The sequence below is a fragment of the Nannocystis exedens genome (assembly GCF_002343915.1).
Classification (GTDB): domain Bacteria; phylum Myxococcota_A; class Polyangia; order Nannocystales; family Nannocystaceae; genus Nannocystis; species Nannocystis exedens.
In genome coordinates, this window is record NZ_NETK01000001.1 from 897,623 (window position 1) to 911,394 (window position 13,772).

Here is a 13,772-nt window from a genome sequence, read left to right on the forward strand (position 1 = left end):
GCGGATTTTTTCGCTATCCTCGCGCGCAGTGCCGCCCGTGATCGCCTTCGCCGCCGTGGTCGTCGCGTTCGCGCGGCGCTGGCAGGTCCGCGGCGGTCCGCTCGCCTGCCCCGAGTCGATCGCGCTGGTCGCCGCGCTCGCGCTCGCCGGGCTCGGCCTGCTCGCCGCGCTGCTGGCGGTGGCCGGTATCTTCTCCGCGCCGTCGTTCTCGTTCACCGCGATCGCGCTGGCGGTGCTCGCCTGGCCTTGGGGACAGCGAGCCCCGCGCCGTCGGCTCGCGTACAGCCTGCCGCGCGCCGCCGGCCTGGTGGCGCTGCTGCTGACGGCCGGCGCCCTGCGCTGGCCGCCGATCCCCGCCGACCTCGGCGGCCGCGACCAGGGCACCTACGTCCTCCGCGCCCGCCACACCCTGCGCACAGGCCGGACCGGCCACACCGACCCGGTGCTGGCCCGCGCCGGCGCCGAGGCCGAGCTGCGACCTGGCCCCGGGGACATCCTCGGCCTCTACCACGCCGACCGCAGCCCGGCCCGCGTCGGCCGCTACGAGGGCGCCTACCGCCCCGGCTTTTACCTCACCCGCCGCGACGAGGGCGAGGTCGTGCCGCAGTTCCTGCACCTCCACCCGTCGCTGCTGGCGCTGTTCGGCCTGGTCTTCGGGCCATGGTCGATGGGACTGGTCACTCCGCTCGCCGGCGCGCTCTCGGTGCTCGCGCTGTGGGCCCTCGGCGAGCGCCTGTGGCCGCGCGGGGGCGCCTCGTGGCTGGCCGCCGGCCTGTTCGCGCTGTCGCCGATCGCCGTGTGGACCGCCCGCACCCCGCTGACCGAGTCGCTCACCGGCCTGCTGCTGCTCGCCGCCGCCCTCGCCGTCGCTCGCGGCCTCGCGCCGGCCGCTGTCGACGCGACCGCGGGCGCCGCGAGCCGTCGCCACGCCGCGCGAGCGCAGGCCGTCGAGGCGACCGCCCGCGGCGACGCGAGGCCCCCCGACCCCTCGCCACCCCACCTGCACGCCGCTGCGCGCCCCGCGAGGGCGACCGCGTCCGGCTCCGCGGCGCTCGACTCCGCAGACGCCGTCGGCGACCCGCGGGGCGACGCCGCCGACTCGACCTCCCGCGGCCTCGCCTCCCGCCCCGCCGCCGACTCGACCGCGCGCGGCCCCATCGACGGCGACCCGCGCACGGCCGCCGCCTCCGCCTCGCTCCTCGGCGACCCCGGCCACGGCCGCGAGCTCACCGCCGCCCTCCTGCTCGGCCTCGCCGGCTTCGTCCGCGGCAACCTGTGGCTGTCCGCGCCGGCCCTGCTGGCGGTGCTGTGGCTGCGCACCGAACCTGGCCTTCGGCGCATGTCCGCGCCGACCTTGCTCATGGGGCTGCTGCTCGCCAGCCTCGCGCTCCACCTGGCCACCGGCTACCCGTACCTGCACGACGAGTTCAAGCGCCAGCTCGGCCCGGTCGCCGCGCTGTCGCCGGTCGGCGCGGTCGTCCTCGGCCTCGGCGCGATCGTCGTCTACCTCGCCCTCGACGCCGCCCTCGACCTCGTCCGCGGCCGCGTGCGCCGGCTCCCGCCGGTGCTCGCCGCCCTCGCCGCCCTCGCCGTCCTCGCCTGGCGGCTGCTGTGGGCCCCCGGACCGCCGTGGAGCCGCCTCGACCCGGCCCTGCCGCTGCTCGGCGCCCCGCTGCTGGTCGCCGCCGGCCTCGGCCTGGTCGCCTTCGCCCGCCTGCGCCCCGCCGCGAGCGCCGCCCACGTCTGGCTGCTCGCGCTCGCCACCCTCCCCGTCACCGCGCTCGCCCTCTACGCCCAGCGCAACCTGCCCCAGGTCGGCCTCTACTACTACGGCCGCTACCTCGTCCCCGAGCTGCTGCCCGCCGCCTGCCTGCTGGCCGCCTGCGCTCTCGTACATGTCCACTGGTTCATGTCCGAACGCACAGTGCTCAAGCGACATGCCCGATGGGTCAGCCTCGTCCTCGGCCTCGGCCTGCTGGTCGCCCAGGCGCTGCCGTACCTGCGGTGGCCGGCCACTCGCCTGCAGGAGTTCGCCGGCGCCGAGCGGCTGATCGACGACCTGGCCGCCGAGCTCCCCGAGCGCGCGGTCGTCCTGGCCGGCGGCGAGGGCTGGCACCACGTCCACGTGTACAGCCAGCTCGGCGGCGCGCTCGCGTTCGGCCACGGCCGCACCGTCCTGCCCTACCGCAGCCGCGAGGCCGCCTACGCCGTGCTGCACGAGCTGCTGGTCGCCGGGCCGGCCGCCGGCGGCGACGCCCCGCCCGTGTACCTGCTGCTCGGCGAGTCGACCCACCCGCTGCGCCTCCCCGGCGCCGCCGCCCCGCTGGCGCTCGTCGACGACCTCCTGCCGCCGCCGTTCGTCGCCCGCCCGGTCGCCTTCGCCGAGCTCTACCTCGACCGCCTCACCCCCGTCGACGACCGGATCCCCGACCGCGTCACCCGCACCGACCTGCGCGTCGGCCTGCTCGAGGTGCGGGTCGACCCGGCCCGGCGGGCGGCCGTCCGCAGCTGGCGGATCGACGACGGCCGCGCCGAGGGACCTGGCCCTTTGAACCTGTCCTCGTATTACTTGCCCGACGGACAGACCTGCCTCGACACCGAGCACCCGCTGGTCCTCGACCTCCCGCCCGGCGACGGCCCCGGCTCGCTCGTGCTGGTCGCCCAGCCCGGCGGCGACACCCCCGGCTGGCGCGTCGTCGTCGACGGCCAGCCGGTCGCCACCGACCCGCCCGGCCCCGGCCCCGCGCGCGCCCGCGACACGCTCGGCCCGATCGCCTTCGCCGCCCCGCCCCGCCGCGTCGAGCTGTGGGGCAGCACGCGCCCGCGCGACGACCTCGCCTGCCCGTACGGCGGCCTCGCCGAGGTCCGCCTGCTCGGCCCCGACCGCGGCCCCGACGACCGCACCCCCGCCTGGACCCGCACCTACAGCCCGCCGCACGACCTCGGCCACCGCGTCACCCCGGCCCGCTTCACCGCCGGCCGGGCCCTCACCCGCCTGCGCGCCGGCCTCGACCGCGGCCGCGAGCTCGACGGCCCCTCGCTGATCGTCCGCGCCGGCGACCCGCTGACCTTCCCCGTGGAACATGTCCCGAGCGCCACCTCGATCACGATGGCCGCGACCCTGCGCGGCGCGCGCCTGAGCCCGTCCGGCCGCGTGCGCGTGCTGGCCGACGACGCCGTCGTGCTCGAGCTCGACCCGCCCGACAGCCTCGACGGGGCCTGGCACGCGCCGCCGACGACCGTCGCCCTCCCCGGCCCTGCCCCGCGCCTGCGGGTGGAAGTCCTCGACCCCGAGCGCCCCGACGCGCAGGTCGCCCTCCGCGACCTGGTGCTGCTGCCGACCCCGGAGTGACGGCGCGCCCTGTCCTTCGGGACATCCTCGCCCGTCGCGGCGGACAGCGCGCTCGATCGATCGCTGGCCCCCGCGGTGCCGCTGCTCGCGCTGCGGAAAGAACTGGCGGGTACCGAAGGCCATGTCCTCGCGGGCATGTCCTCTCGGGCATGTTCTTTCCTCGAGGCTTCGGCGAGTCAGCGCCGGCTCATGGATCGCGGCGCCGGCTGCCGCGGTCGGGCGCCGCGGCGCCGCGTCCCGCACAGCAGCACGGTGGAAACCACGTGCTCGACGCCGACATCCGCGACTACTTCGGCAGCATCGATCACGAGCGACTGATGAAGCTCGTCGAGATGCGGATCTCGGATCGAAGGGTCCTCAAGCTGGTGCGGCAGTGGCTCGAAGCCGGCGTGATGGAAGACGGCGAAGTGACGGCGAAGTACCCGGAGGCCGCGTAATGCGACGGCCCGAGAGACCACCCGTAAGCCGTGTGCGGGAGATCGGCACGCACGGTTTGAACGGGGGTCCTGTCAATCTCCGCGCGGGAGACCGCGCTTGATAAGAAAGGATCTACCAATGGTGCCCGTCGGCCTGCTCGTCGTCCTCGCCGCGCCGCGGCCCGTCGCCGCGCCCGAGCGCCCGCCGGCGCCGATCCTCGGCGGCACGGTCGTCGAGCGGGGGGCGTGGCCCGAGGTCGTGGCGATGACGTACGGCCCCTCGATCTGCACCGGCACGCTCGTCTCCGAGCGTGTGGTCCTCACGGCGGCGCACTGCATCATCGACGCCGGGTGGCTGCCGATCTCGGTCCGCTTCGGGGTCGACGTCACCGCCCCGGGCACGCGCGTCGTCGCGGTCGAGCGCGCCGGCTTTCACCCCGACTACTGCAGCGACCTGAAGGTCTGCAAGTGGGACGTCTGGGACTACGGCTATCTCGTGCTCGCCGAGCCCGTCACCGACGTCGCGCCGGCCCGCCCGCTGCGCGGGCAGGAGGAGTGGGATGAGGCGATGGCGATCGGCGGCGACGTCACGCTGGTCGGCTACGGGCGGGACGAGGCGAGCAAGACGCACGTCAAGCGCCAGGTCGACGTGCCCATCGTGCGGCTCAGCCCCACGGGCCTCGAGTTCCGCACCGGCGGCGACGGGATCGACAGCTGCGGCGGCGACTCCGGCGGCCCCGCGTTCGTCACGCTGGCTTCGGGCGAGGTCCGCCTGGCCGGCGTGACCTCGCGGGGCTCCGAGCCGTGCGGCAAGGGCGGCTACTACGGGATCCCCGCCGCGGCGCTGTGCTCGTACGGCTTTCGGCCGAAGCGCAGCGCGACGCAGGCGCTCGAGCGCCTGCGCGTCATGGGAGCACGCGGTGGAAACCACGTGCTCGACGCCGACATCCGCGACGCAGGCTTCACTTGATGTTGCGGCCCGCGTTCTTGCTCCCTCCGTAGAGGCTCTTGACGCCCCGCTCGGGCCGCGAGGATCTCTCCTCGCACCTGGGGCCTGCTACCGGGCGCTCCGGCGCCTACCCGGGCGGGACTCTCACCCGCTGGAACGGTGCAGCATGACGCGGCCGAGCCGCCCCCTTCGGGGTCGCGCTCGTCCGCGTCGTCAGGACGCACCATGCGACGAGGATAGCCCGTCACCGCGGGTCCGACCGGCGCCAGGGGCCGCGCGCTCGCTGCCCGGCGCCGGCGATGGAGGCACGCGAGGACGCGCGAAGCAGCGCTAGTCGCCGCCGGGCGAGCGGTTGAGCCAGAAGAACACCCGCCCCTCGCTGCCGACCTTCACCACCGCGCCGATGTCGATGCGGCCGTCGCCGTCGTAGTCGAGCGGCTCGAGGTCGACGATCTCGCCGCTGACCTCCCCGGCCGGGGCCAGCGCGTAGTCGATCTGGCCGGGCGACAGGTCGTGGGTGCGGATCAGGACGCTGACCGCGTTGAGGCCGGTGCCGTCGACGTCGTGGGCGACGGCGATGTCGACCTCGCCGTCGCCGGTGAAGTCGCCGAGCTCGGCGTCGCGGATCTCCTGCCCGACCGCGAAGAACTGCGGCGCCTCGAACAACAGCGGCTCGCTGCGGCGCTGGCGGACCACCGTGATCCCGCGGTCCGACGGATGCACGGCGACGAGGTCGACGTCGGCGTCGCCGTCGAGGTCGTCGAGCAGGACCCGGCGGATCTCGAAGTGCTCGAGCGGCACATCGAGCCGCTCGGCCTCCTTGCCCTGGCCGCTGAACGCGTCCTCGGCCACGAGGTAGACCGCGAGCGACTCGTGCTCGCTGTCCAGCGGCCGGTGGGCGAATACGATGTCCTCGAGGCCGAGCCCGTCGAGCTGGGCGACGTTGACCGCGTGGACCCCGAAGAGCTCGGGGATCTGCAGCCCCAGGCGCCCCTGCGACGCGAACAGCACCCCGCCCTCGGCCGCCACCACCATCCCGTCGAGCGGCTCGGCGTCGGGGTTGTCGATCGGCGGCGGCCCGCTCTCGCAGCCGATCGCCAGCCCGGCCGCGTTGTCCATGCCGACGATGTCGAGCGTCTCGACGCTGTTGGGCGCCGGGCAGTTGCCCCACGGGAGGATCGTCGCCGCGTCGAACTGCTCGGGCGTCGTCAGCGCGAACAGGTCGCCGCCGTTGTGGAACCCGAACACCTTGCCGGGCGTGCCGCTCATCGGCTTGCCGGCCGTCACGCCGAGCAGGTCGTCGCCGTGCTCGCCGCCGTCGAAGAAGCGCGCCGCCGCGATCGCCTCGACGCGGCCGTCCACCGCCAGCCCGGCGCTCAGCGTCGTCTTCCGCTCGCGGGTCGTGTAGATCTGGATGATCCCGAGGTCGAGCAGGACCGCGAAGTCGTTGTCGACGCCCTCGTCGTCGAAGTCGCCGCGCAGCAGCCGGCGCGGCGCGACCGGCATCTCGAGCGCCTCGCCGGCCCGCGGCATGCACACGTGGTGCGGGGTGTAGAGCCCGCCGTCCCCGGCCCGGTCCGGGCAGTCGGGCAAGGGCTCGACCTGAAAGCAGCTGACCGCAGCGATCGCGGCGACGGAGAGCGAGGAGAGACGCGCGCGCATGGACCTCCGCTAGAACGCCAGCGCCAAACCGCCGGGACGCAGCTGGGCGCGGCGCGGGCCGGCCTTGCCGCCGCGCACCGCGTCGACGACGACCAGCGCCACGCCGGTCAGCAGCAGCGCCCCGCCGGCGCCGATGCCGGCGAACGCCAGCGCCCGCGCCGACTGGTAGCTGTCAGCGTACTGCTGCTCGCGCGCGGCCGACAGCGGCACGTACTGCCACTCGTCGCGCCGCTGGTCGTCGATGCGCGCGGCGCTGACGAGGCCGAGCGCGCCCAGACCTGTCCCGAAAACCAGGCCGCCGCCGATCAGCGCGTAGCCGGCGATCCCGGCCGCCCCCGGCCGATACGGCGGCTGCGGCGGCTCGGGCGCCGGCGCCGGCGTCGGCCCCTCGGGCTTCGCCGCGGCCTTGCCCAGCTCCGCCAGCTGTTCGTCGATCGCCGCCACCCGGGCGCGCGCATCCAGGCTGTCGCCGCCGGCCGCCTCGGTGATCTTGGCGAAGTTGAGGAACAGCACCCGCGCCTTGCGCAGGTGGGCCGGATCGGCCTCGACCTCGTAGCGCTTGCTGTACGCCTGCCCGAGGTTGTAGAGCAGCGCCTCGGCGTGGCTCAGCTCGTACGCCGCCTCGAACCGCGCGATCGCCACGTCGAACTTGCCGAGGTTGTAGGCCTGCGAGCCCTCCTCGAACAGCCGCTGCGCCTCGGCCTCGTCGGCGCCGGCCGCAGGCGCGGGCTCGGGTTGGCGGGCCGACGTCGGCCCGCCGAGGCCGAGCGCGAGGCTCAGGCCGAGCGCGGCGGTGAGCCGGCAGGACCGCGCCAGCGCGGGAATTCGGCCGTTTCGACGCCTCCGTCCGCGCGAGAGCACGACCGACGCTACCACCACCGGCGAAGCAGCGACAAGCGGACTGCGTTCGCGCCGCGCGTTATCGACCGCACGAGCGCACCGGCGATGCCCGACCTTCACGGGCGCCGGCGGTCGGTGCCACACTGAGCCCCCGGCGCCCGTGCGCGCACGGAGCCGCGAATGTCCGAGCCGATTGCGAAGACCCAGCCGATCGACGCCGGCGCGCAGACCGTCCGCCCCGCCGCTCCCGACCCCGGCAGCGCACGCACGGACCGGCGGATCGGCGACCTCCTGAAGGGCACCTACACGCTCGAGCGGCTGCTCGGCGCCGGCGGCATGGGCTCGGTGTATCTGGCCCAGCACGCGCTCATCCGCAAGAAGGTGGCGATCAAGATCCTCGCCCCCGAGTACGCGCTCAAGCCCGAGCTCAAGGAGCGATTCTTGCGGGAGGCGCGGGCCGCCGCCGCCATCGACCACGACGGGGTGATCGAGATCCACGACTTCGGCGAGACCGCCGACGGCGCCGCCTTCTTCGTCATGGAGTACCTCGAGGGCGAGGACCTGGCCGCCGTCATCCAGCGCGAGGCGCCGCTGCCGTGGCCGCGCGCGCGGGGCATCGCCGTGCAGATCTGCCGCGCCCTGCAGGCCGCGCACGACCGCGGGATCGTCCACCGCGACATGAAGCCGGGCAACTGCTTCCGCCTCGACCGCGACGGCCGCGACGTCGTCAAGGTCCTCGACTTCGGGATCGCCAAGCTGCAAAACCCCGACGAGGGGGTCGGCCAGGCGCTCACGCGCACCGGCATGATCTTCGGCACGCCCGAGTACATGTCGCCCGAGCAGGCCCAGGGCCTGCATCACGACCACCGCGTCGACATCTACGCCGTCGGCGTGATCCTGTTCGAGCTGCTCACCGGCAAGCCGCCGTTTATCGCCGACACCTTCATGGGCTTGCTCAACAAGCACATGTTCGACGCCCCGCCGCGCCCGCGGGACGTCGCGCCTCGGGCCGACATCCCCGCCGCCGCCGAGGCCGTGGTCCTCAAGGCGCTGCAGAAGGACCCCGACCTGCGGTTTCAGACCATGGACGAGCTGGCCGCCGCGCTCGCGGCCGTCGACGCCGGCGTCGCCCCCGAGATCGTGCCCGAGCCGCTCAAGGCCAAGCCGGCCCGCGGCGCGCCGATGCAGTTCCGCAGCGCCGACGCCCCGCCGCGCCCGACCCTGCCCGAGACCACCGCGCCGGCCTTCCCGGCCCCGTTCGCCCCGCCGAGGCGCCGCTGGAACCTCGCCCTCGTCGCCGGCCTCGCCGGCGCGGCCGTGGCCGCCGGCGCGCTCGTGCTGTTCACCCAACAAGACCCTTCGGACAGCGCCGAAGAGACAGGTCCCAAGGAACATGCCCCGGTGACCAGCTCGCCGGAGCTGCTGCCGCTGCCCCCGCCCGCCCCCGCCCCGCCGTCGCCGCCGCCGGCCCCGACCTGCTCCCGCTGCCGCCGCCGACGGTGATGGTGCGCATCGACACCGCCGGCGTCGCCGCGGAGGTGCTCGACGAGGGCGGCGCGGTCCTCGGCAACACCTCCGATCCGCACGGCCTGCAGCTCCCGCGCGGCGAGGCCGAGCGGCAGCTCCGCCTGCGCGCCGAGGGCCGCGCCGAGGCCCAGGTGAAGCTCGTCCCCAGCGAGGACCGGACCGTCGCCGTCACGCTCGATCCGCTGCCCCACGGCAAACAGGCCGCCAGGAAGACCGCGGCCAGCAAGAAGCCCGAGGTCAAGCCAGAGCCCGCGCCCTCGCCCGTCGAGCCCGCGCCCAAGCCGAAGCCCGAGCCCAAGCCGTCGACCTCGCCCGACCTGATCTCGCCGTTCAAGAAGTAGCGCGGCTGGCTGTCCGATCGGGCATGCCCGTTCGAACATGGAAGCAAGGACAACGCCGCTTGGACATGATCCATCGGGCATCCTGAACCGGTCCGCGCCTCGTCGTCACCGAGCGCCACGGCGCACGTTCCAGCGCGATCGGGCCGGCGGCACGCACGACGGGTTCGGCTCGCGCTGCGGCGCGTCCGTCAATACGGCACCGGGCCGACCGAGGCCGGCGACTCGGCGAGACCGATCGTCATCTCGTGGCCGAGCCCGAGGCGCCCGAAAATGTTGCCGCCCCAGCACCGCAGCGTCCCGTCGGCCAGCGCGGCGCAGCGGTGGCTGTTACCGCTGTCGAGGTGGAGCACCGGCCCGCCGACCTCGACGATCGTCGGGATGAAGACGCTGACCTTGCCGGGAACACCGACGGCGCCGTGACCGTTGCTGCCCCAGCACTGCAGCTCCCCGGTCGCCAGCAGGGCGCAGGCGGACAGGGCGCCGACCGAGACGGCCGTGGCCGGTCCGGCGAGCTGGACCGGCGGCGGCGGCATCTCGCCCGGCTCGTCGCCGACGGCGCCGAAGATGCCGTGGGAATAGAGGCCCAGCGAACCATCCTGATTGTCGCCCCAGCAGCGCACCTCGCCGTCGGTCCGCAGGGCGCACGTGAACGCGAAGTCGGTCGAGATGGCGACCTGCGCGACCGGGCCGCCGACGTCGACCGGCGGCGGCGGCATCTCGCCCGGCTCGTCGCCGCGAGCTTCGGTATCGCCGTAGCCGAGCTGACCGAAGGAGTTGTGGCCCCAGCAGCGGAGCGTGCCGTCCTTCAGCACCGCGCACGCGTGGCTGGTCCCGGCGGCGAGCTGCGCGACCGGACCGCCGAGCTCGAGGTCGGGCACCGGCAGCTCGCCGGGCTCATCGCCAAGGTTGTCGGTGTGCCCGTAGCCGAGCTCTCCCGTGAGGTTGCTGCCCCAGCAGCGCACGTTGTCGGCCTCCGTGATCACGCAGGTGAAGCCCCCGCCGGCCTCGACGTCGCGGACCGGCGCGCCGACGTCGATGTCGGGCGGCGGCACCTCGCTCGCGTTGTTGCCGAACGCCCCGTTGGTGGCGCCGTTCCCGAGCGCGCCCCCGGAGGCGAGGCCCCAGCAGCGGACCTTGCCGGTGTCGAGCACCGCGCAGGTGTGCATGCCGCTCGAGCTCGCGCGCAGCACCGTGCCGCCGACGGGGACCGACGGCGTCGGCAGCTCGTCAGGGTCGTCGCCGCGGTCGGTGCCGTCGCCGTAGCCGAGCTGGCCGGAGGCCCCGCTGCCCCAGCACCGCATCGTCCCGTCTTCGAGCACGACGCAGGAGTGGTAGGTCCCGCACACGGCCTGCACGATCTTCGGGTTGTGCTCGCACGCGGGCGTGCACGCGTCGCCGCCGAGGTTGTTGCCGTCGTCGCACGCCTCGCCGCGCTCGACGTCGCCGTCGCCGCAAGTCAGCGGCTCACCGGTGGTCGAGCCGTCGCTCGTCGTGTCGCTCGTCGAATCGCCCGTCGAGTCGCCCGTCGTCGAGGTCGTCGTCCCGTCGCTCGTCGACTCGCTCGTCATCACCCCCTCGGCGGTCGAGCCGTCGCTCGTCGACTCGCTCGTCATCACCCCCTCGGTGGTCGAGCCGTCGCTCGTCGCGCCGTCGCTCGTCGAGCTCGTCGAGCCGTCGCTCGTCGTCATCGCGGCGCTGGTCGAGTCGTCGCCCGTCGAGTCCGTTGCGTCATCGCTCGTCGAGCTCGTCGAGCTGGTCGTCGGCTCGCCGCTGGTCGTCTCGCTCGCCTCGCTCGGGGAGGCGGTCGTCTGCGGCGTCGATTCGGTCGTCGAGGACGAGGCGTCGCTCTCCGTCGACGGATCGCCGTCGGCGGGCAAGCCCGGGCAACCACTCAAGAGCAGCGACCCGCCGATCCAGGCGAACATTCGCTGCTGGATCTCGCGCATGGATGGCAACTGAACCGTCGTCGACTTCATCGTCTCGTCCTTCGAAATGGCGACGCCCCGGCCGACCCTCACCCGACCCCACGCGGGCGAACGCGGCCGGCCGACAGCGTCTGCCGGGACAGTGACGGCCGGTGTCCGATCAATTGCCGCGGCCGAGCACGCGCCGCCTCGCTGCGTGGTCGGCGGAACCTCCGCGGCGCGACGCCCGAGCGAGGGCTGCGTCGAGGCGGAGCGGCGCCTGAGCGCGGGACACGGTGAGGAGGGCCCCGTGCCGGCGAAGTGGGCCCCTCGGCGCCTTCCGGGCTGCGCGGCGCGTGAGCCCGCGGCGCCGGCACGAACCCGCGCCCCTGCGCGGCCCGGGTACACTGCCGCGCATGTCGAACGCACCGCTCGCCCTCATCACCGGGGCCGGCCGCGGCATCGGTCGCGCCGTCGCCGAGGCGCTCGCGCCGGGTCACACCCTCCTGATCGCCGGCCGCGACCGCGACGCGCTCGGGCGCACGCGGGCCGAACTGGCGGCCCCGCACGGCGCCCACGTCCTCGCCGTCGACCTCGGCGACCCGGACTCCCGTCGATCCTTCCTGTCCGAAGTCACAGGTCTCGAGGGCCAGCTCGGGCGCCGCGTCCAGGTCCTCGTCAACAACGCCGGCGCCGCTTACTCCGCCCCGCTCGCGCGCACCGGCGACGACGTGTGGGCCCGCCTGTTCGAGCTCAACTGCACGGCCCCGTTCGTCCTCACCCGCGCCCTCGTCCCGGGCATGCTCGCGGCCGGCTGGGGCCGCGTCGTCAACGTCGCCTCGACCGCGGCTCTCAAGGGCTACGCGTACACGGCCGCCTATTCGGCCAGCAAGGCCGGCCTGCTCGGCTGGACCCGCGCCCTCGCGGTCGAGCTGGCCAGCAAGGACATCACCGTCAACGCCGTCTGCCCCGGCTTCACCGACACCGACATCGTCGCCGACGCCGCGCGCAACATCCAGGCCACCACCGGCCGCAGCGAGGACGAGGCCCGCAAGGCGCTGGCCCGCTTCTCGCCGCAGGGCCGGCTGCGCAGCCCGGCCGAGGTCGCCGACCTGGTCGCCTGGCTCGCGCGGCCCGGCGCCGGCGGCGTCACCGGCCAGGCGCTGGCGATCGACGGCGGCGAGACGGCCTGAGCCGCCCCGCGCATGAACGAAGGGGCAGGTCCCGAAGCACCTGCCCCTTTCGCCAAGGTCTGATGGACATGTTCCGAGGGGCATGCCCTCGCGGTCAGCCGCTCAGCCGACCTTGTCCCAGCCCTTCTTGATGTTCTCGGCGATCATCTCGTCGCCGATCTTCAGCGCCTCGCCGAGCGTCGGCGCCAGCCGGACCTCGCGCTCGAGCGGGGTCTTGCGCCCGGCGGAGAAGTCGGTCCAGTGGACCACGAAGGCCGGGTAGTTGGGGTCGACCTTCTCCTTGTTGGTGCGCCAGATGACGAGCTTGCGCACCGCCTGCTGGCCCTTGGCGCTCTTGGCGTAGACCTCGCGGCGGATCACCTCGGAGGCCGGCAGGACCAGGCGCTCGGCCTTCTTGTTGAGGCTGTCGATCTGGACCCGCTCGAGCACCTGGGCCACGCGGATGTCGACCGGGTTGACGGTCTTGTCGCTGCGGATCCGCGAGAACACCGGGTGCAGGATCGACACGCCGGGCATCTCCCGGATCGTGCGCCAGCCGGTCTGGCTGTGCTCGAGCACCATGCGCATGATCGGGTCGCCGCTCGAGTCCTCGCCCTGGATGTCGGTGACCTTGACCTCGATCACCGTCTCCGGCGGGACGAAGCGGTACAGCGCGCCCTTGCTGTTGGCGTAGCGGTAGTTCGACGCCACGCTCTTGCCCGACAGCTGCTGGTAGAACGCCTTGCGCTGGTCGGTCGGCATGTTGCCGCAGGCGCCGATGACCTGGAACTGGCCGTCGTCGCGCATCATCGCCAGCAGCAGCGAGCCGACCGCCTCGGGCTCGTCCGAGCTGTCGGTGTAGCCGATGATCGCCGCGTCGATGTCGATCGTCGGCTTGAGCTTGAAGACCAGGTTGTCGGCGGTGCGGACGACCAGGCCCTCGCCCTTGCCGCCCTCGACCCACTCGTTCCAGCGCTGCATCACCTGCTCGGCGCCGGTCGCCTGCTCGGTCTTGATCGCCTGCAGCCGCTTGCCGCCGGCGAGCAGCCGCTGGCACAGCGCCAGGCGGTCGACGTACAGCGGCGGGCGGTTCGGCGTCTCGGCGTCGCCGCCGTGGAGCACGTCGAACGCGAAGTAGGCCATGCGCTCGACCTGCGCCTGGGCCTCGCCGCCCATCGCCGCGCCGAGGTCGCCGACCCGCGGCCGGCCCTGACCCGGCGGCTTGGCGGCGAACAGCTCGCCCGCCAGCACCGTGCGGCCCTGCTTGCGCCCGAGCGCCGCCTTGGCCTCCATCAGCACCGGCACGTCGCCCGACACCACGCGGCCGGTCGGCGAGCACAGGATCGCCTGCTGCTCGTCGAGCACGAGGAACCACAGCTCGCCGTCGATCTTCGGCGACACCTGCAGGACGCCCGACGGGACCGCCCCGCGGGCCAGGTCCTCGAAGGGCAGCGCGCGGTAGCTGCCGGCCACGGCGCGCTTGTAGTTGCGGAACATCGCCGCCAGCTCGGTATCGAGCAGGCTGCCGGCCGGGCTCTGCTTGCCCTTGCCGAGCGGACGGGCGCTGTCGGTGGAGAACAGGCTCATGACAATCTCCAGTCTGTCCGAA

General features: G+C 74.2%; 11 protein-coding genes. 7 read left to right on the forward strand and 4 right to left on the reverse strand.

Annotation, left to right across the window (positions count from 1 at the left end; genetic code table 11):
• The first annotated feature begins 28 nt into the window (after positions 1-28).
• The 3 genes from NAEX_RS49510 to NAEX_RS03410 all read left to right on the forward strand — a co-directional run bounded on the left by NAEX_RS49510 (position 29) and on the right by NAEX_RS03410 (position 4,738).
• The gene (locus NAEX_RS49510) at positions 29-3,352 is read left to right on the forward strand and encodes a hypothetical protein (protein ID WP_096326080.1); all 3,324 of its coding nucleotides are present in this window, start codon (positions 29-31) and stop codon (positions 3,350-3,352) included.
• 263 nt (positions 3,353-3,615) lie between these two features.
• Positions 3,616-3,789, forward strand: coding sequence for a hypothetical protein (locus NAEX_RS49515; RefSeq protein WP_177325899.1), 174 nt, complete (start codon positions 3,616-3,618; stop codon positions 3,787-3,789).
• Between the two features lie 118 nt (positions 3,790-3,907).
• The gene (locus tag NAEX_RS03410) at positions 3,908-4,738 is read left to right on the forward strand and encodes a S1 family peptidase (RefSeq protein ID WP_096326081.1); all 831 of its coding nucleotides are present in this window, start codon (positions 3,908-3,910) and stop codon (positions 4,736-4,738) included.
• Between the two features lie 309 nt (positions 4,739-5,047).
• Here the strand turns inward: NAEX_RS03410 and NAEX_RS03415 are convergent, their stop codons facing one another.
• Both NAEX_RS03415 and NAEX_RS03420 read right to left on the reverse strand, forming a co-directional pair.
• Positions 5,048-6,379 carry an FG-GAP repeat domain-containing protein gene (locus tag NAEX_RS03415; protein WP_096326082.1) on the reverse strand — a complete coding sequence of 444 codons (1,332 nt, stop codon included), beginning with the start codon at positions 6,377-6,379 and terminating at the stop codon, positions 5,048-5,050.
• A 9-nt stretch (positions 6,380-6,388) separates the two neighbouring features.
• Positions 6,389-7,255, reverse strand: coding sequence for a hypothetical protein (locus tag NAEX_RS03420; RefSeq protein ID WP_143140426.1), 867 nt, complete (start codon positions 7,253-7,255; stop codon positions 6,389-6,391).
• Between the two features lie 144 nt (positions 7,256-7,399).
• On the opposite strand from NAEX_RS03420, the gene NAEX_RS03425 reads away from it, so the two are divergent.
• Both NAEX_RS03425 and NAEX_RS03430 read left to right on the forward strand, forming a co-directional pair.
• Positions 7,400-8,722, forward strand: a complete 1,323-nt coding sequence (locus NAEX_RS03425; RefSeq protein WP_096326084.1) for a serine/threonine-protein kinase — start codon at positions 7,400-7,402, stop codon at positions 8,720-8,722.
• Complete coding sequence (locus NAEX_RS03430) at positions 8,719-9,087, forward strand: hypothetical protein (protein WP_143825503.1); 369 nt, start codon at positions 8,719-8,721, stop codon at positions 9,085-9,087. The genes NAEX_RS03425 and NAEX_RS03430 overlap by 4 nt, the downstream gene beginning before the upstream one ends.
• A 188-nt stretch (positions 9,088-9,275) precedes the next feature.
• Here NAEX_RS03430 and NAEX_RS03435 read toward each other — a convergent pair whose 3' ends face one another.
• Positions 9,276-10,700, reverse strand: coding sequence for an RCC1 domain-containing protein (locus NAEX_RS03435; protein ID WP_170135415.1), 1,425 nt, complete (start codon positions 10,698-10,700; stop codon positions 9,276-9,278).
• A 10-nt stretch (positions 10,701-10,710) separates the two neighbouring features.
• Between NAEX_RS03435 and NAEX_RS49520 the strand changes: the two genes are divergently transcribed.
• Together NAEX_RS49520 and NAEX_RS03445 are read left to right on the forward strand one after the other, a co-directional pair.
• Positions 10,711-11,046, forward strand: a complete 336-nt coding sequence (locus NAEX_RS49520; protein ID WP_096326087.1) for a hypothetical protein — start codon at positions 10,711-10,713, stop codon at positions 11,044-11,046.
• A 361-nt stretch (positions 11,047-11,407) separates the two neighbouring features.
• Positions 11,408-12,184 (forward strand): SDR family NAD(P)-dependent oxidoreductase, encoded by a 777-nt coding sequence (locus tag NAEX_RS03445; protein ID WP_096326088.1) that lies wholly within the window; start codon positions 11,408-11,410, stop codon positions 12,182-12,184.
• Positions 12,185-12,286: 102 nt separating this feature from the next.
• On the opposite strand, the gene NAEX_RS03450 is transcribed toward NAEX_RS03445, so the two are convergent.
• Positions 12,287-13,750, reverse strand: a complete 1,464-nt coding sequence (locus NAEX_RS03450) for an ATP dependent DNA ligase (RefSeq protein ID WP_096326089.1) — start codon at positions 13,748-13,750, stop codon at positions 12,287-12,289.
• Positions 13,751-13,772 lie beyond the last annotated feature (22 nt).